Genomic DNA, 20,714 nt, shown 5'->3' with positions numbered 1-20,714 from the left:
AGCAAACTACACATTAAAATTATAAATCCGTTAACACCCTATCATTTCCTATAAAAAAATCCCGATTACAATTGCAATCGGGACTACCCTACATACCAATTAGAGTATGGCAAACCTAATTTACTATAAACTTACGAATCTGTTTCAAATGAGAATCCGTAGTAATTTCAATCATATATACACCTTTTGATAAATCGGAAACATTAACGGTTGCTTGTTGTTCATTAGTTCCCGAAATGGTTTTAATAGCTTTTCCAATAATATCATAGATAACTATTCTCGATATAGTTTCAACAGAATTTCTTAACGTAATTTGCACCACCTCCCTCGCAGGATTTGGATAAACCACTAAATTACTAGCATCAAAAGAACCTGCACTTAAATTCGGAACAAACGTAGTTTCAAACGTATTGGTAATAATAGGAGGATTAAAATCAAAGTAAATTGCAGCGGTATTTTGGATTACATCGCCTACTGCAAATCCTGCATTTAGTTTGATTTTGAAACTTACATAGCCTTGACTCAATAAATCATTTTGAACAGCGGGTAACAGATTGATATTATTAAAAGTCCAAACCAATTTATTATTGATGCGTTCCATAGAATAATGATGACTGGCGCTGATCATTCGGATGCTGGCAAAATCAAATTCGGAGGCTAAAAGGTCTTCAATCCGCACGGTTTCGGCACTTGCTGTTCCGGTGTTTTGAAAACGAATGGTATAGAATAAATAATCGTCTTGTGTAAACTGATTGATGTTCACGGTTGCCCCTCGTGCTTCGTTCTTATCATTTGGATCGTAAGAAGCTACAACAACTTGGTTAGTTACAAAACTATTATTGTTGGTATTCACATCAACGTCTGGAGAAGAAATACTTACTGTAGTTGTCGCTACGTCGCCTAAATTTACAATGGGTATCACTGGCACGGTCATTTTTACATTAATGATCTGCGTTTCCCCTGGTGCAAGATTGATAAAATCGTACGAAAATCCTTCTGTTGTAACGCTTGTGGCTGCGGGAAGAATTTCGGCTATAGCGATAGTAGCATTTCCTTTGGCAAAAGTTAGAGTGCCCGAAGTAGCAGCTATCCCCAAGTTTCGGTACACAATTTTTTGAGTATATTGAAAACCAGGACGTGGCGCACCAATGGGAACAATGGACACGTCAATATCACTGTAGGTTTGCGTTATTGTTATAGGAAAATAAAGCGTTTGAACACCACTACCAAATGGAATACTTAGGTCGTTAAAACTTGTAGGTGTTTCGGCATAATAAGCTGCATATTCTGAATTAATTGTAAAATCAAAATCATACGTATTCGCCGTGTTTGCATCATAAATATTTTGAACGCCCATCGGATTGGTTACATAATAGGTAGCTCCTGTATTGTTCTTTTGAAAAGTAAACGAGCCGTAAGTAAATTTACTTTCTGTTTCCTCTTTAACTCCATTATTATTGGCATCAATAAATGACACCAGTTGAATAACATCGCCACATGACGTCGCTCCTGCACCTGGGTCGTTGTAATTATCTTGCATCAAACTGATGTAACCCGGCTGTCCAGAAAAATTGGTCAGTAAAAGCACATAATATTCCCCTGCTTGGGCATTAGGAATAGACACCGTTTCAGTATAACTGGCCGAATAACTGCAATCTACAATGTTGCCTAGAGGATAAAAAGCAGGATTATTTGTATTATTAGGACACGTAGGACAATCAGCAAATACAATTTGGTCACAACTTTGTGGAGAGGCAAAAGGTCCCCACGCTACAAAATCAACATCGAGTGGATTACCTAATAACTGACCCTCCCCATTAATATTTGTGTTTTGAAAAATGGTAAAATTTAGCGGACCAGTTTGACTTACGTTTAAAGTATAATACGTTGGATTAGGAATACTACCCAAACAAGCTACTTGTACATTATTTGGAATTCCAGTGGTATTCGGAAAAATATAAGGGTCTCCAAAACTACCTGCACAAAATGGAGCCGCAGTAGCACACGTTGAAACTGGTTTGATACACACATCAAAAGTAACCACTTGATTTGTACTACCAGCCGACCAAACTCTCAGAAAATAGTTCTGACCGACGATAAAATTAGAATTGTTACTTGACGAGGCATTTTGCGACGAACAATAAAAGAGCGTTAAATTATCATACGTTCCGGTAAGAACAGCATGATTTAAATCAGTGGTTGTTCCCTCTATATTTAATATATTAATTATCTGTGTGTCAGAAGTAGCTATAAAGCTGAACCATACATCATCATTTGCAGTTCCCGCACAACCTGAAGGAACCGTTGCAGTAGCGGTAGCGCCAATTAAGTTTCCTGGCGTTACATACACGCATTCTGAAAGCGGATTAATCGGCACCGCAATAGCATTAATGGGTTCATCATTAGGCCCTGGAGGTGGTGGTGTAGTGACACTAATATCAAATGCAGCAGATTCAGTCGGGTTAGCTCCATTTGTATAAACCCTGATTTTATACACTTCACCCACAACTAAATTGGTCAAAACACCCTTATTATTTCCAGTTGCACTGCAAAATAGTTGTGTCATAGTCTCACAGACATTTCCGGCATAAATAGCAAATCGTAAATTCGTAGTTGAACCAATAATGTTTTTTAATTCAACTACTTGAATTGCATTTGTAGCTACAAAACTAAACCACACATCGTCATTCTCATTCCCAGGACAAGTAGAAATTTCTGCAGAAGCCGTTCCTCCTAAAGTAGTTCCTGCAACGGAAATAAGAAATTGTGGTGATGGATTGACAGGGATATTAATTGCTGCCGCACAATCATCATTAACAGGAGTTGTGTTAAAACTTACTGGATTTAGTAAAGTCCAAGTACTATGATCAACTCCGGAACAAATGGCTCTTACATAAAAAGTATATGCAGTACTAGGTACTAACCCATTAACTGTAAAATTTGTATTTATATTTGCAATATAATACGGTGCAATATTAGAAACTGCTGTTCCATTAACAGGCTGAGCCATGGCATCTGTTGCAATATACACTTCCCATTGGGTGGCAGAACCTACTTCTTCCCAACTCAATTGAACTGAAACTTGTGAAGCATTTGCCAAAAGATTGATTGGCTTTGGGCAACTTGGCGGTGCACAATTTTCTAAAATAGTGTCTGAATATAGAACAGTAAGAGCCGTTCCTTGTCCTGCTAATTTTGTAAAAACAATATCATTATTTACATCAATAAGTGAAACACCTATATCTTGAGGCAAGGTTCCAGCTTCACTCCAATACAAATCAAAAGGAACATCATTACATATAGAAACCTCGATACCATTAGGATTATTTATCCCTCCTGTTCCTAAAGTAGCTACAACAATTCCATTCTGACGCACTTGCATTCTTCCAGAATTCCATGAATTATTGGTAGTATTGGTTAATATAAATCTATAAGTGCATTTTTCAGATGCATTACAAGTAATTGTATTAAAAATAAAAGGCCCAGTCCAAGTACTTTTATCACTTCCCGGCTGGCAAACCGCTCTCACGTAATAATAATAAATAGTGGCGGGTTGCAATGTTGGCAGTAAGGTTGTAGCACCTGTAAGGTTTTGAAAATACAAATCATTTGGTCCAACAGCAGGATTTAGTGCAGGTGCTGCCGGTTCAATTCCATTTGGAGCCGATAGTAATAATACTTCCCATTGGCTTGCCGATGCGGCTTCAGTCCATCCCAATACTGCTGAATTTGTTACAATTTCGGTTACAGTCTGCTCGATTGGTTTAGGACAAGTTGGTAATGTGGTAAATGTGGTTACTGCAGACCATGGTGAATCACTTGGATCATCACATTGTACTCTAACATATACATCATAACTAGTGTCTGGAAGTAATAGCGACGGAATAGTATAAGAAAATGGAGCGGCTGGTCCATTTACTCCAGAATAGGTCGGCAGAGTAGTCATTGTTGGCGACAACCCTCCTGTTGGTACAATATACACATCAAAACCCACATTTTCAGTTCCAGGTGCCTCCCAATTGATTGTTTCACCAGTGGTGGTAGGATTAAAGGTAACATTTGTTGGAGCTAAATTACACAAAGCATACGTACAGTTTATAGTTCCCAGATAAATAACCGTTCCCACAGTGGCATTTGCTCCATTAACTGTCCCTATAGTTTGACCAAAAGAATTGACAATAGAAAGAACACATTGATGCGGTTGACTTCCTGCCACTTCCCAGAAAACGTCAATAGGTACGTCATTACATAGCGGAACAATAACATCTACAGGCCCAGCTCCGGAGGTATAAGTGCCTCCTATTGTAGCAACCACAATACCATTTTGTCTTATTTTCATTCGAGCACCATTCCAACCATTGTTAGCGGTATCCGTCATTCTAAACGTATAGTCACATTGTGCTGCTGCAGTACAAATTACCGTATTAAAAAGGTAAGGTCCTGCCCAAGCACTAAAAACACCAGGACTGCATTCTGACCGAACCCAATATTGGTATAAGGTAGCCGCATTTAAATCTGTAGGTGTAAACGTAGAATTTGTTATTCCTGAATATTGTCCTGCTCCTGAAGGCACTAAACTTCCTTGCGGTTGCACTGCCACTTGATGCGAAATCGGATTACCCTCACTACTCCACGAAAAGGTGGCAGATGTTAAAGCGGTATCGCTAACCATCAAATTAGTGGGCTTTGTACAATTTTCTTTCTGAATTAGTAAGTCATACTGAATTATTGGTGTTTGAGAATTGGAAGAAATCAAAATGATATAAGTAGCACCCGCTACTACATTATAATTAATTATTCTCGGGTAATTCGTGTTGTTTCCTACCGCGGCCAAACAATTTCCAGTAATCCCACTACAACTTGGATATAGAAATAGTGACGAGCGAGTTTGCGTAGTGCTTAGTGTAAAACTTACTGTAGCATTTTCTACAGCCGTATAACTATAAAAAACATCATTGCCCGATTGGTAGTTTGTTCCTCCAGGAATACAGGATGATAGTTGTGGGCCGAGAACAGAATTCCCATAATTTCCTGTATTATCCATGGCTTGAAAAGGTAGCGCACTAATTACTATGGGATTTTCACATGTAATACCGACTTGGGCTTTTGCTAAAAAAGTAGTCAGAAAAAGCACTACGATGGAGTAAAGTAATTGTCTATTCATATAATTTAATTTAAAACTATTTCAAATATAATTAAAATTTTGTTTTGTTTAACATTGACTCGTAGTGAATTACAAGTTTTCGTACTTAATTTTTAAAATAAATCGGATAAACCCAGTCCCTTAGCAACATTATTTTATAATTCGTAAGGCGGTAGTTGTGCTACATATTTTCAAATTTACAAGTATGTACTATCTACTTTTTTAATCCATCTATTCTTTATCTACCCCAAAAAAAACCACAACAAATAAATGCTGTGGTCATTTTCATGCATCCGGACATAATCCTACTGATTATCCCCAAAAATAGCCTCAATAATACTGCTTTGTAGCGGTACTTCTTCGTCACGGATTACTGCAATAGCCATATATTCGCAGTTGTCGGGAACATCTGGTATTAACAAAGGACGCATGTGTTCATATACGTCGAATAACTGTCGTACGACAATTTTACCCAAGTCATCTGACCATTCATGCGAGAATAAGTAATAACCCCGTTCAGTTTGTCCTTAATAAAATCAATCTTCACGGGACCCGGCATAATAACGAACCTCCTTAAAACACCTTCTTAGTAACCACCCCACCATTACTCAACCTAACTTTTACAATTAAAGTTTGGTCGCTAGAAACGATATGACTTGCTTCAAAAGTAGTGTTGTTGCAGTCCTTTTTCTCAAAAATAAGACGTCCCATGATGTCATAAACCATTACTTCATCAATCGTTTCATAAGGCGAATTCACCCGCAAGACAGCCTCGTTTTTACGAATAGTTACACTGCTAATTTGCTCATCAAACGTTGGATTAGCCAAATCTTCGGCAGGTAAGTATCGCAACACAAAACGATTGTTGAATGTTCCCGGAACCGCTGCAAATGTATAAGAAGAAGCGTTCAAATCATGAACGATATCCAACACATTGTCTTTTAAATAAATGCCTTGATTTTCCATCAAGCAATCGACATGGTCAATACTAATCGTTAGGTTTCCAGTCACGGTTGTTTTATACCCAATTGGTACTTCATCGGTAGGAACAAATGGCAAGGCACGACCTTGAATCACTAAATTTTTAGCACTTAAAACTGAATAAAAAGTTACGGAGTTACCACCAAAAGAAGGGCCGTCGTAAAGTGTGTCGTAATCATTTGTGGCATTTGCAATATAACCTACAAGCATTTGACTAAATCCATTAGTTCCGCCTTGTAAATTTAACCACACCCGACTTTTTTCGATTGGTTCAGAAGTAGAAGATGCATTTGCATTATTAGCCGTTTCAGCAGGATTCGATTTAAAAAACTGCATATTATTTCCTTTCACCCGCATGGTGTTTTTAAAAACAGCGGTTCCACCAGTGGCACTTCCTTGTACAAAGAAACCTTGACCTGCAGCGATATTTCCATCTGGAGCCGCATTGTTATCGCTTGTTCCTCCATTATTGGTAGCAACAGAACCTGAGCCATTCCATGCTGCATAGTCACCCGTACTATACGTATAAGTGGGCGAACTCAAAAATGGCGTATTGTGCGTCCAGAAATAAAGTGTTCCCTGAACGACATTATTACTTCCTCCCACATTTGCAGTCACAAAATCACTGGCACTAATAGCGGAAGGATAAGGATTTCCCACTAGATTATATTTCTCCACCGTAGCAGAACCGCTAACACCAATGCTTACCGTTCCGTTGTTCGGAACGCCACTAAAGCTTCCATTATAAGCGGTATAAGTATCAGTTGCATAATCATTAGGAGCTCTGATGATATATCCTTGCCCAGCAGCCATTGTTGCCGCACCACCTGTTATAGCAGTCCAATTGGGTGTAGGAGTGGTAGCATCAGGATTGTATGAGTAATACCGATTCACATGTGTCAACGGGGATAAATCGTGCAAGGTATTTCCAGCAACCGGTGAACTCCAATAGGTGTAATCATATTTGTTCATGGGTTGGGTCGTTCTTGCAACTGCAATTTTACCCGTATTTACATTTTCATCAGTCACCTGAATGATACTACCGCCATTTGCAACTACAACCGCATCATTTACAGTAGTGATGCCATTTTTCACAGTAAGTGTTTTTCCTTCTTCAATACTAAGCAAGCTGGAAGTTACTTCTAAACTATTATCTACTTCAATATCGGTCGTATTTAAGGTTTTCGTTCCGGTTCCAGACACGAGTAGTTTTCCGTATTTGTTACCTGTATTTAATGCCGTTATCGTTTGGTCACTTCCATAATACGCAACAGTACTATTCATTGGAAGGTTGATGGTTTCAATATCGTCTCGTACAGAAGTAGTTGTGGTGCCGTAAAATCCTTGAGCATCGCCAGTTTTAAAAACTGCGCCATTTTCTACATTTAAAGTTTGTGTTCCTACAGGACCAACGATTGCATTGGAATTAATAGTGAAAATACCGCCTGTTTTTACTGTGAACGAACCATTTTCATTTAAGGTAATGTTACCATTTGAATTTCCTACATTAGTTCCCGTAACTTCAATATTTTGGTAAGAACCATTTCGGATTGTTTTAGAAGAAGTATCGGCATATTCAACCACGCCTGCTGTTAAAGTATAGGTGCCCCGCATGTTAGGTTGTGTGCCACCTGTTCTTAAAATCAATCGACCACCGTCCATCGTAAAAGCGGTATTGTTCGCACTTGTTGCGGCTAAATTCGAAGTAGCATCTACGGTTGCATTTCCTGTTATTTTTACCAAACCATTCGTGTCAACGCTAATGGAGCTTTGAGTTGTTTTTGTACCACTACCGCTGCAGGTGATGTTGTAGTAATTAAAAGTAGAAATGATTTGATTACCATTCAAAGCATATTCAACAGTAGAATTGCTAGCAAGGGTAGGTGTAATACTAGGTATAGCAGTGGTAGGTCCTGCAAATCCTTTTGTATGCTGTGTAATGAAGGTTCCGTTTATTACAATGGATCCAGTTCCCCCGCTATTATTGATTTGGTTTTCACCGCCATTGTCAAAAGTAGCATTTGGGTCAATTGTCATAACGCCTCCTAAGGTAAGGTCATTTGTCGTTGGGTTTAATGCAAAAGAGGAAGTGCCTTTGACATCAACAGTTCCTGAAACCGTAATATTATTGGTTCGATTAGAAACCACATTGGCATTATTAAATCTTAGGCTTGCCGGATTGCCAAAAGTTCCTGTAGGAAATGGAGTAGTAGTATTGGCGTTGAAAATATAATTCGCTCCAACTTCAAAAGTTTTTGTGCCTCCAACTGCAATTGCAGAAACCAAACCGCCAGTGTTTGAAGTAATGACTGTAGAACCTGTTCGAGCGGCAAAAGTACCAGTACCTGAAAAGGCATAAATTCCTAAATCGAGTATTCCAAAATGTGAAATACCTCCAGAAGTGATTGTAGTATTACTGGTTAACGTTGCAGTGCAATTAGAAGTAATAGAAATACCGCTAGGGTTGGTTAAAGTCAAAATGCCTGTTGATCCACCTATTTCGGCTGTTCCAGCAGACGCATCGCCTATTTGCCAAGGACCCGAATTAGCATTTCTAATCATTGATGCAGTACCTAGTGCAACTATTCCATTTCTAAATATTTTAGAACTGTTTCCTTGCCAATTCAGATTGACACCGTTCAGTTGCAATAAACCATTTATAACCGTATCTGAACCACCTCCTACACTTGTTGCAGGGATTTTAGTAATTCTAAAGATAGGTACAGTTGAAGCCACTACTCCAGGAAAAAAAACAAGGCCGCTTGCAGTAAAAGCACCATTAGAATTCCATTCATAAATGGCAGCGTTATTCCAAATAATTTGGCTAGAAGATGCAGTAGCAAAGGTATCGTAACCACTACCGTTAGTAGCTACACCATCTCCAATTGTGATTTTTCCAGCTACATTCATAGAGGAGCTAGTTGCAAATATAATTGTTGATGCATAAGTAGCCGTTCCAGTGACTTGCAAAATTCCACCACTTTGAATATCAATATCAGTTCCTGTTCCGTTACTAATATTTAAAGTTCCCGATGTAGAGTTAACGGTTAGTTGTCCGCCGTTTGCTATAATTAATTGATCCGTTGTTACATTAGTTGCTACCGTAATGTTATGTCCAGTTCTTATGGTAATCACATTTGCCGCAGCGGTTGGTGGCGCTGCAGCAGTAATCCAACCCGTACTTCCATCATTTGAGGATTGCCAACTACCAGCTGTAGACCAATTTCCAGTAGCAACGTTACTTCTAAAAAATCCATTAGCAGGATTTGCTGAAATAACGATATTCCCACTAGTTACTCCTGTCAATCCGGATGCTGTTGCAGAAATCGTATAAGTGTCTGCCAAATCAAATTGAGCCGTGCTAAAAGTTGCCACTCCTGCTACAGCATTCACAGTCAACGTTCCGGACAGCGTTCCTGAACCGGATGCTTTTGAAATCGTTATACTGCTTGTATAAGTATTGTTTAAAGTATCATCAGCCCGTAATGCTCTAACGGTAAATGTAGTTAGGTTTACACTTGCATTCCCTGTTGCAGGTGGCGCGGTTCCAAAATCCAATTTAGTGGCTACTCCTAAAACGATGAATGTCGCACTTTGTCCTGCTATCAAACTGTCGCCACTGTCTCTAGTAGCGGTTATCGTAACTCCCGTTCCAGCATTGGGCAGGATTACGCCTGATACGGTAACGCTATTTGTTCCAGGGTTAATTGTCCCGGTAACTGTACCGCCGATTGTACCTGCATTTCCATTTGTGGTTAAGGTAAAAGAAGTGGCTGCTAAAACACTGGCAAAAGCACCGTAGGCATCTTGCGAACGAACCGTCACGCTAAATGCATTTCCTGCGGTTGGCGAGGCAGGAGTAATAGCGGTTATTATCAAATTAGTAGCTACTAACATAAGTCCGTTATCCCTACCCAAAGCAAAATATTGCGTTCCCGTAGTTAGATCGGAAGGCGTTAAGTTTGCGTTTGAAGCCACTGTAAAAGGATTTGCACCTGAATGGGTGGCTGCAACTTGTTGGGTATAAATGGTTCCATTATAATGTCCTATAAAGTTATCAGTTCCCGCTGCATAACCCGCACCTGCTTCTCCTGTATTGTATTGGGCTACGACGGACAAATTACTTCCTCCAGCAACCGCTTCGGTAGTAATCCATTGTCTTGAAACGGTTTTGGTAGCATTAGCTCCTGCCGGAGTTGCGTTTGCCACTCGTACGCCATAGACATCAGCGGTTCCAGAATTATTGAAGGTTATAGGATTATACGCAGTATTTCCCACGGGAAATAAAATACCACTGCCTCCAACGGTTCTTTTTAATTGCCCTGTTGAATTGGTGACAACATACTTTGAAGTAGTTGCTCCATTGATGGTTCCTGAGCTTTCAATCGTTAAATCATTAGTACCAAGGCTTAATTTTCCATTACTAAAATCAAGTTGATTGTTAACAACTACAGCATTCGCAAGTGTTACACCTGCCGAGCTGTTTAAGAATAAATAGTCGAAAGTAGTGGCTCCAGTAATAGTTTGAGCAGTGGTTCCATTGAAAAATACGGCTCTGCTATTTGGGTAAAAGTTACTCGCCGGTCCTTTCGTCCAATTTCCTGCCAAATAAAAGTCACCACCAATAGCATTTCCCAATCCGAAATTTCCGTTGTTTATTAAGTTTCCTCCTATACTAAGACTCCCCGATTTATTAGCATTATCTCCATAACCCATAAATAAGGATGAACCGGAATCAATCGTAAGATTTTTTGCAATAGCTAAGTTTGTGCTAAAAGGTCCAGCACCGAAAGCACCAGCGTTTGGATAATTCAGCGTGGTATTGTTTATAAGTTGCACGGAACTTGGGTATCCTGCCCCAGCAGTAGCATTCCACTCTAAACCTCTACCGTAAACCGCACCAATATTATAAACCAATACAGAGGATGGGCCATAAATGGGGGAACTATTAAAAAAACTTCCCGCATTCAATTGACAAATTCCGTTTAATGTTAAAGTGGAAGCTAAAGTTACCGACCCCGAAATGTCAAACAATCCCGCTACTGTTCTATTAAAACCCAATTCAAGCGTGCCAGACTTTACCGTCACATTAAAAGGACCATTTACAGTCGGCCAATAATTACCGTTATTAGCGCCATATAATCCCCCTGTATCAAAAATCAGCGTTCCGGTAGTTCCGTAAACAAGACTATTTGTACCCCCTGCATCAGAAACCCAACCCCCTGCATTTAATCGAAAAGAACCATTCACTGCAGTAGTTCCATTGTTAATATAATTTTGCGCAGTTGCCAAAGTGCCACCTGCATTTACAATAGTGGTTGTTCCTGAATTTCTAGTTATGGAACTGGTAGCTGTTACAATATGTCCTGAAGCGATTGTTACATTATCCGAGCTTGATGGAACACCAGAAGGCGTCCACGTCGCGGCCGTGTTCCAATCTCCGGTGGTGATTGATGTTTTGCCTACAAATGTTACTGTGCCGCTTAATGAAACATTTACCGTATTTGTAGAAGTATCAAAACCGCCAGTTCCAGCAGCAGCTGTTGCTCCATACCCGTATAATCGGAAAGTTGTTGCAGTGGTAATATTCGAAAGACCAGAAATTGAAATAGTATTTGCAGTAGCGATTGCAGCAGTAGGTGCGATTGTGCCCAAGTTTGTGGTGTAGGAATCTGCAGAAGATCGTAACGCAACATTTTTAGGACCAGTTGCGGAACTATCCCACTGGAAGACAAATTGTGAAGGAGTGAATGAAAAACCCGTATTTGGCGTTACAATAAATTGAATATAATTGTCACCTGCTATAGCTTGTACCAATGTAGAAGAATTTGAATTACCTGTATCAAACCAATAATTACCCCCAAATCTATCACCATTAGGGAAAGCACCAATACCTGGTCCCAATGTCAAATTTGATGAGCTAATATTAACGTTGTTAAAAGAACTTGGCTCTGAAGTTTCTGTGCCTGCATTCCCGAAGGTATTCCATTGTAATATCTGTCCCCAACCGACAGTAGTAACCGACAGTAACAAAAGTACATACCAAAAACGAGCAAATAAGTTTCCAGTGTTTTCTGAATTACCTGATTTTTTTTTCATAATCGTTAATTTTTTAAGTAAAAAAAACTGCAAGAAATCACAAAATTGATTTCAAAACAGACGGTGAGGAAGTAGCAGGGAGCTAGGAATGTACACCTAGGTTTTTGCACCCATTTAGGTATAAGTGCGCGAAAGGGCGGGTATTGTTTTTTTTGGCTGAGAGTCATAATTATGTAGTAAAACCTTTTATACTAACAAATCTAAGCGATTATTTGTGTTTTTATTAAAAGTTAGTACCTTAAATGTGTTAAATTTTAAATTTACTAGTTGAAAGGTACGCTTTTTCCGACAAACAACATAAAAGACTATTAAACAAACCATTATAAAAGCCGTTATTTCATTAATACAGCTACTTTTCAACTCAAAAAACGATTTTCTGCGGGATGTAAATAAAACCAAAAAATGAAGTCAGCCCTAAAATGGAACTTCCATTTAGCACAAGGTAAAAGCCTCATTTTGTACTGCTGAAATAATTTCAGCAGCTTAAAAAAGCATCCTCAACAACCACGCACTACCCACTTTGTCACCGTAACGCAGGAAGGGTCACCTAAAGTTTCCACCACAATGCTCCAAACTCCGAACAACCAGTGCTCATCCAACCGTAATTTGATTAAATCAATGATTAATAGAAGAATAGGCTTTTTTGTAGACTCATTGTTCTTTGTGAAATATAACAAAATGTTATTTATTCTGTATAGATTTGCCTCAAATAATTTTAAACTATACAATGAAAAAAAATGTACTTTTACTCCTCTTTTTGTTTTCAATAATGGGAGGCTACAGCCAATGCATCCGAACACTTCAAAATCCGGGTTTCAATTTTGTTTCAAACAATCTTGGATTTAGTCAACAAATTACAGCTTATTCTTATTCTAATGAATTTTCACAATTGTCTGGACTAATAGTAGGTACAGATTATCTTTTTAACTACAAACAAGGCAACTCCAATAAATACATCACAGTAACAGACTGGTCTAATAACGTAATCGCACATGGCGAGTCCCCATTGACGGTTCAAGCCATAACTTCCACACAAATTAGATTGCATTATTCGGAAAATGTGAATTGTAGCTACGAAGAATCGGACAATACAGCAAGTATTATGGCATTGCTTACTTGCCCAACACCAATAAACTATACCGTTTCAGATATCTACTCCACCACTGCCACTTTTAATTGGGAAGCCCAAGGAGAAGAATCGGCTTGGCAAGTACTGGTAGTACCACAAGGCACTACACCTCCAACAGCCTCAACAACAGGCTTAGATGTAACAGTTGATTCGTTTTACACGTATACGAATCTAACGCCTGGAACTAAGTATCAATTTTATGTAAGAGCCAACTGTGGCAACGAATTCAGCCCATGGAATGGCGCTTTGAGTTTTACCACGGAGTGCGAACAAGTAACATCCTTCTTTCAAAATTTTAGCACAACTGCTTTTGCACAACTGCCTGTGTGCTGGAATCAGGTACGAAACGGAATCGGTTCCTCTCAAAGTTCTTATGCACGTGTAAGTACTTCTGTAGGTACGGGTTCAAGCCCTTATCGTTCAGTTCAATTATACAATGCAAATGCGACTACCACAGCGAATCTTATATTAACTGCGACGCAAGTAAGTAATTTAAATGCGGGAACGCATCGTTTGAAGTTTTTCGCAAGGGCAGGAGCGGGTACACAAAGCCTTCAATTTGGGACAATGAATCAATCAACAGTGGACGGCACTTTTACTGTGCTTGAAACCATCAACATTGTAGGTAATACTTTTCAAGAATATATCGTGGATTATACGGCTTATCAAGGAACAGATTCTTTTATCGCTATTCGTCATAATGGAACACAATTTTCATCGATATATTTAGATGACATCAGTTGGGAGCTGGCCCCTTTATGTACAGCGGTCTCTGAATTAGAAATACCCGCCGCTACCCTTCAGCCGGAGTCGGCAACTATTGTATGGCAACCGAATGGAAGTGAAACTGCATGGGATGTCGTTTTCGGACCCGCGTCAGTTACAGATCCTTCAACACTAATTCCTGTTTCGCCTGCACCATCAAATAACCCGGAAACCGTATTAACTAATCTAACAGAAAACACAACCTACAAGGTATGGGTGCGTTCGGTTTGCGAAGGGAATCTAGGAAGTTGGATAGGGCCAGAAACATTCAAAACGACCTGTTATGCTACCGATGTAATCAATGAAAATTTTGATTCGTATGCTTATAACGCATTGCCTGATTGTTGGTCGGCTGTTAAAAATGGCGAAGGGGTATCTCAATATGCCCAAATCCGAGTAATTAATTACAATACATACGAAGGGAACTGTACTTTTCAAATCGCCAATAGTAACTCTCCATCAACCACAAACCTGCTGTTTGTTTCTCCGGAGTTAACCAATCTATCAGCAGGAACGCACCGCCTTAAATTCTATGCAAAAAGTAGTGGCGTTGCAGGCAGCCTTCAACTAGGCACAATCAATACTCCAACAAGTAACGGTACTTTTACAATTATAGAAACCATTGCCCTAACGGCAAACTATACGGAATATAGTGTAGACTTTACCACTACTAATGATATCGACTCGTATGTGGCGTTCCGTTTTAACACAGCCGAACAGAACCAATCCATCTTTATAGACAATGTGATATGGGAACCTATACCGTCTTGTCCAGATGTAACAGCAATAACCGTTTCTGAAGTTACTACCAGTACTTCAATTATTAACTGGACATCCGGAGACGAAACCCAATGGGATATCGTTTATGGCCCTACAACTGTAACGGACCCCAATACGTTAACCCCTATCGCTCCTGCTCCATCAGTCACTCCAGAAGCTACATTAACGGCTTTAACGGAGAATACTTCTTATAAGGTTTGGGTGAGATCCGTATGTGGCATCCAAAATGGCGCATGGATCGGACCAATAACCTTTAAAACTCCTTGCGTATCCATCAATACATTGGATGAAAATTTTGACAATACCGCTTACGGCAATTTACCATCGTGCTGGTCTTCAGTTAAAAATGGCGTTGGTGTTTCCGCTACTGCGTATGCAAAAGTGATTGATTTTGACTATTATTCAGAAAGCCGAGTGGCTCGAATTTACAACGACAACGCAACCGCAACCACCTCCAATGTAATGCTGGTTTCGCCCAACTTGGGAAATGTAGCCGCTGGAACCCACCGAGTAAAATTTTTCGCTAAAAGTAGTGGTGATACTGGAAGCCTTCAAGTAGGTACAGTAAACAACACCACGAGTAATGCTGTTTTCAGTGAAATGAATACTATTGATCTTACGTCAACTTATGCAGCATATACTGTAAACTTTAGCAGTTATAACGGGACAGATACTTTTCTAGCATTCCGTCACAATACGAATACTCCTTTTACTTCTGTATATATAGATGACATAATTTGGGAAATGGCACCACTTTGTGCTGATATAACTTCCCTTACAGCGGTAGCCACTTCTGTTTCATCAGTTGAGATGAACTGGTCAGCAGGTGGTACTGAAGCGAATTGGCAAGTGGCCTATGGAGATGTCAATGCTACTGATCCTTCATTACTTATTCCTAGCGCAGTTTTAACGACCAATTATTACACGATAAATGAATTAGAAGTCGCAACTACCTATACGGTTTGGGTGCGTTCCGTTTGTGGAACCGAAAATGGAGCGTGGGTAGGCCCAAAAACAGTTACTACGCTTTGTATGGCTGCTACTATTGAGGCTACTACAATGGAAAGTTTTGAATTTACAGTTGCAGAACAACTTCCTGCTTGTTGGGATACGGAAGTGCTAATAGGAACTAATAATTGGAAAGCGGTTACCACTCCTTTTGGTGATATCAATGCATCGGCTTCTGGTTCAAAAATTCTTTATAAGGATTATGATGCCTCAACAGCAGTATTATATTCACTACCGTTTAACTTCTCCACAATTACTGCAGCAACACCTATTAGAATTAACACATACCTTCACAGGCATTTAAGTGCGGATGCAACTGATAAGTATACAGTATATGCAAACACTACACCTTCATTAGTCGGAGCTCAACTGCTTTTAGAACAATTTTCTAAAACCACTGTTCAACCAGTAGTGGGATCCACAGGTTTTTATAATTTTCTTATAAATATTCCAGAATTGTTCTACGGACAAGAAGAGGTGTATCTAATCCTTGTAGGCTATACAGCTGATGGAAGTTCCTCTTATGCATTAGGAATAGATGATTTCAAAGTGGAATATGCACCTAACTTATCGAACAGTGATTTCGATACTACAAACGTTAGCTACTATCCCAACCCTGTGAAGGAGGTACTCACTTTGACCTCTACACAAAATATTTCAAGCATTGTAGTTTATAATTTACTAGGGCAAAAAGTTAGTGATAATTCAGTCAATGCTACTTCTGCTAAAATCGATATGTCCGCATTATCCAAGGGAAGTTATATCGTAAAAGTCACTTCTGAAAACCAAACAAAGACAATTAAAGTGATCAAAGAATAAACGTTTACACTTTTTTTTACAAAACCTTCGGATGAATTTCCGAAGGTTTTTTGTTTAAAGGAGTCTTAACTTTTTAAAAAAACCACCAAACATTTAGATGTTTCCCAATAGCCTACTTTATTTTAAAAAAACACTAATTCACTTTATGCAAGGGCTTTACACTTTTTTGTAGCATGTTTGTTCCGTAAACAATTGCTAAGAATATAACAATAAGTGATATTTAATAAATAGGTTTGCCCTGTTTAATTTAAATAATTCTTTTATGAAAAAAAATGTACTTTTATTCCTCCTGCTCTTTACTTCAGCTATTGGAGTTTATGGGCAATGTTTTCGGACTGCCTTGTATCCGAGTGAAACCGTAGTATCCAATAATCTGGGTCAACCACAAATTGTAACATCGGCAGTATTCTCATCAGAATATTCTCAAGTTTCAAATTTGATTATTGGTTCCGATTATATATTTACTTGTAAATTGGGAACTACTGAAAAATATGTTACAGTTACCGACTTTACTAATGTGGTAATTGCTCACGGACCCTCTCCGTTAACAGTTCAAGCCATTACCTCAGATCAGGTGAGATTGCATTACTCAGATGATGCCGCGTGTGCGAGTACTTCTAGCAGCCATACGGTAACGGTACAAGCCCAATTAACATGTCCGCCTGTTACGGCAGTCGCTGTTTCTGGTATTACAACTGCTACAGCAAGTATCGCATGGGAACCTACTGGTTCTGAAACAGCTTGGCAAATACTAGTCGCACTAAATGGTACAGCTGCTCCAACAGCAACAACAGCTGGTACGGAGGTAACTAACAATCCTATTTACGCTGCAACTGCTTTAACAGCAGGAAGCCTTTATCAAGTATACATCAGACCAAATTGCGGAACCGAATTCGGTCCATGGAATGGACCTTTGAATTTTGCAACGCAATGTGACCCAGTTGCATCGATTAATGAGAACTTTGATACGTACGCTTTTGCAACGCTTCCTTTGTGCTGGACACAAATAAAAAATGGTACAGGAAGTGCTCCAAATTCTTATGCGTATGTAGCGGATACAAATTTTAATAGTGCTTCTCGTTCTATTCGTATGTATCACAACTACACGGCAGAAGATGCGAACCTGATATTAGCAACTCCTGCTGTATCTAATTTATCTGCGGGAACCCACCGTCTTAAGTTTTTTGCAAAAAGTGGAAGTGGAACCCCTAACATCAAGTTTGGAACTATTGATATAAATGCAGCTGAAGGAACTTTTACCGAAGTAGCAGCAGTTACAATCAATAATACCTATACAGAATACACAATTGATTATACGCAGTATACGGGAACAGACACCTATATCGCTATTAAACATGCAGGTACATCTGGAACAAGTATTTATATTGATGATTTTCGATGGGAATTTTCTCCGTTATGTCCTGATGTAACAGAAATTACTATTCCTGCTCTTACAGCTACTACAGCAACAATCAATTGGGCTGCAGGTGGAGCTGAAACAGAATGGGACATCGTGTACGGTGCTAGTACGGTAACCGATCCAACCACGCTAACTCCTATAACTCCAGCGGCAACCTTAACTCCAGAACAAGTTCTAACGGGTTTGACAGAAAACACTTCTTACAACGTGTGGGTGCGTTCTGTGTGTGGAACTAATGATGGAGCATGGATAGGTCCCAAAAAATTCACAACAGCTTGTACGGCAGTTTCTACTTTAATTGAAAGTTTTGACACTACAGGTAGTGCGCTTTTGCCTAACTGTTGGTCTGAAGTAAAAAGTGGTACAAACCCATCTCCAACGGCCTATGTTAAGCTCTTAGATTATAATTTTTATACAGGGCCTCGTGCTGCACAAATCTTCAATTCTAATGCAGGTGCAGATGCTAATATCATGTTAGTTTCTCCTGCTTTAACTAACGCGAGTACGGAAACGCACCGTGTCAAATTTTATGCTAAAAGTAGTACTACAACCGGAAGTGTTCAAGTGGGTACGCTAGATACGCCTACTGCAAGTGGAGTCTTCTTTCCAGTACAAACAATTGCTTTAACAACAACGTATACGGAATATGTTGTAAATATTACAGGCACTAATGGTACAGATCCTTATATCGCATTCCGCCATAATTTAGCGACACAAAGTAGCTCAACCTATATCGATAATGTTGTTTGGGAACCTATCCCAGCTTGTACGGATGTAACAGGAATTACGGTTCCTCAGACTACTGTAACTTCAGCAACTGTAAACTGGATTCCTGTGGGAACCGAAACCCAATGGGACATCGTTTATGGTGCAACAACCGTAACAGATCCAAGTACTTTAACACCAATCGCACCTGCACCTACAAATAGTCCTTTTGGTACAATTACAGGCTTAACGGATAATACATATTATAAAGTATGGGTACGTTCCGTTTGTGATGGAGGTAATGGCGCATGGATTGGTCCAGTAACATTCAAAACACCTTGTCTGGCATTAACTACTCTTGATGAGAACTTTGATGCGACTACAGGTACAGATATACCAGATTGTTGGTCAGTTATTAAAAACGGGACAGGTCTTAATCAATATGCGTATGCGTATACCGTTGGATCTAACTATAATTCTGGTTTACGTGCGTTTCAGTTAAATAATGCATCCTCTACAGCTCCTTCTAATATCATGTTGGTTTCTCCTAATTTACAAAACGTATCGGCAGGAACACACCGTTTGAAATTTTTTGCAAAAAGCAATGGTGATGGAGGAAGCATTCAAATTGGTACCGTTGATGGTACTTCTACTACTGCATTTTTCTACGAATATCAAACAATAGAGTTAACTACTACTTATACTGAATATATAGTTGATTTTTCAAGTTATCAAGGTACAGACCCTTACATTGCTTTCCGTCACAATACTACCGGAACGTACAAATCGATTTACTTAGACGATATCCGTTGGGAAGCACTTCCTCTTTGTACAGACGTTTATGATATTGAAGTAAATACGATTACTACAACTGAGGCAACAATTGCTTGGGCAGCTGCTAATGATCAAACTACATGGCAAGTGGCTTATGGCGCTACTACAGTTACTGACCCTACAACACTTACACCAATTGATGTTGCAACAAATACGTATGTAACGATACCTAATTTAGACAACAGTACGCCTTATAAAGTATGGGTACGTTCAGTATGTGGTGTCCAAAATGGAGCTTGGATCGGTCCTGTAAATTTCAGTACTGCTTGTCCTGCTGCTGCTATATTAAATGAAAACTTTGACAGTGTTAGCTTTCCGAACCTACCGGTATGTTGGTCTAAAATAATAGAAAATGCGGCTGCGGGCACGGGTATTAGTGTATCGCCTTATGCGTCAAGCACACCCCCCAACTCGGTAGAAATGTATGGTTCAACTACCACTTCAAATCTTTCAAGAATCATCTTGGTATCAGCACCTGTTTCTACACTTTCATCAGGAAGCTATCAGTTGAAATTCAAAGCTTCGGGCAACAGTAGCTTAGAAGTAGGAACATTAGATGGTAATACGGATGCGGCTGTATTTACGGCACTTGAAGTTGTAACACCAAATGAGATGACGGTTACAAATTATACAATTGATTTCTCCTCTTACTCAGGTACGGATACGCATATTGGAATCCGTTTGCTTACGCCAAGTGGAAACCAATACGCCAACATAGATAATTTTGTTTGGGAAGAAAACCTATCAGTAGGCTCATTTGATGCCGCTCAATTCCAGTACTTCCCTAATCCCGTTCGAAATATTTTGACTTTAGCGTACAAACAAAATATCGATCAGGTGACGGTGTACAATTTGTTAGGGCAAAGAGTACTTGACAATACGGTGCACGCTACTTTGGCTAAAATCGATATGTCAACTTTGACACAAGGAAGTTATATAGTTAAAATCACTTCTGAAAATCAAACAAAAACGATTAAAGTCATTAAAGAATAAATTTCTTTAACAGCATTTTTTCAAAACCTTCGAAAGAA

General features: G+C 39.3%; 5 protein-coding genes. 2 read left to right on the top strand and 3 right to left on the bottom strand.

Annotated features, from left to right (window positions below):
* Positions 1-115 precede the first annotated feature (115 nt).
* From ACQ5J2_RS05365 to ACQ5J2_RS05355, 3 genes are all read right to left on the bottom strand, one after another.
* Positions 116-5,164, bottom strand: a complete 5,049-nt coding sequence (locus ACQ5J2_RS05365; RefSeq protein ID WP_432672705.1) for a DUF7619 domain-containing protein — start codon at positions 5,162-5,164, stop codon at positions 116-118.
* A 284-nt stretch (positions 5,165-5,448) separates the two neighbouring features.
* Positions 5,449-5,574, bottom strand: coding sequence for a hypothetical protein (locus tag ACQ5J2_RS05360; RefSeq protein ID WP_432672704.1), 126 nt, complete (start codon positions 5,572-5,574; stop codon positions 5,449-5,451).
* A gap of 142 nt (positions 5,575-5,716) precedes the next feature.
* Positions 5,717-12,223 (bottom strand): T9SS sorting signal type C domain-containing protein, encoded by a 6,507-nt coding sequence (locus tag ACQ5J2_RS05355; RefSeq protein WP_432672703.1) that lies wholly within the window; start codon positions 12,221-12,223, stop codon positions 5,717-5,719.
* 727 nt (positions 12,224-12,950) lie between these two features.
* Between ACQ5J2_RS05355 and ACQ5J2_RS05350 the strand changes: the two genes are divergently transcribed.
* Together ACQ5J2_RS05350 and ACQ5J2_RS05345 are read left to right on the top strand one after the other, a co-directional pair.
* Complete coding sequence (locus ACQ5J2_RS05350) at positions 12,951-16,724, top strand: choice-of-anchor J domain-containing protein (RefSeq protein WP_432672702.1); 3,774 nt, start codon at positions 12,951-12,953, stop codon at positions 16,722-16,724.
* A gap of 262 nt (positions 16,725-16,986) precedes the next feature.
* The gene (locus ACQ5J2_RS05345) at positions 16,987-20,676 is read left to right on the top strand and encodes a choice-of-anchor J domain-containing protein (RefSeq protein ID WP_432672701.1); all 3,690 of its coding nucleotides are present in this window, start codon (positions 16,987-16,989) and stop codon (positions 20,674-20,676) included.
* The last annotated feature ends 38 nt before the right edge of the window (positions 20,677-20,714 follow it).

The sequence above is a fragment of the Flavobacterium sp. SM2513 genome (genome assembly GCF_050908145.1).
Classification (GTDB): domain Bacteria; phylum Bacteroidota; class Bacteroidia; order Flavobacteriales; family Flavobacteriaceae; genus Flavobacterium.
Note: the sequence above shows the minus strand (reverse complement) of the source record. Positions and strands in the feature narration are given on the sequence as shown.

Excerpts from the sequence above, each read along its gene's own strand:
- ACQ5J2_RS05365 (WP_432672705.1), bottom strand. The coding sequence starts at position 5,164 with ATGAATAGACAATTACTTTACTCCATCGTAGTGCTTTTTCTGACTACT.
- ACQ5J2_RS05360 (WP_432672704.1), bottom strand. The coding sequence starts at position 5,574 with ATGCGTCCTTTGTTAATACCAGATGTTCCCGACAACTGCGAATATATG.
- ACQ5J2_RS05355 (WP_432672703.1), bottom strand. The coding sequence starts at position 12,223 with ATGAAAAAAAAATCAGGTAATTCAGAAAACACTGGAAACTTATTTGCT.
- ACQ5J2_RS05350 (WP_432672702.1), top strand. The coding sequence starts at position 12,951 with ATGAAAAAAAATGTACTTTTACTCCTCTTTTTGTTTTCAATAATGGGA.
- ACQ5J2_RS05345 (WP_432672701.1), top strand. The coding sequence starts at position 16,987 with ATGAAAAAAAATGTACTTTTATTCCTCCTGCTCTTTACTTCAGCTATT.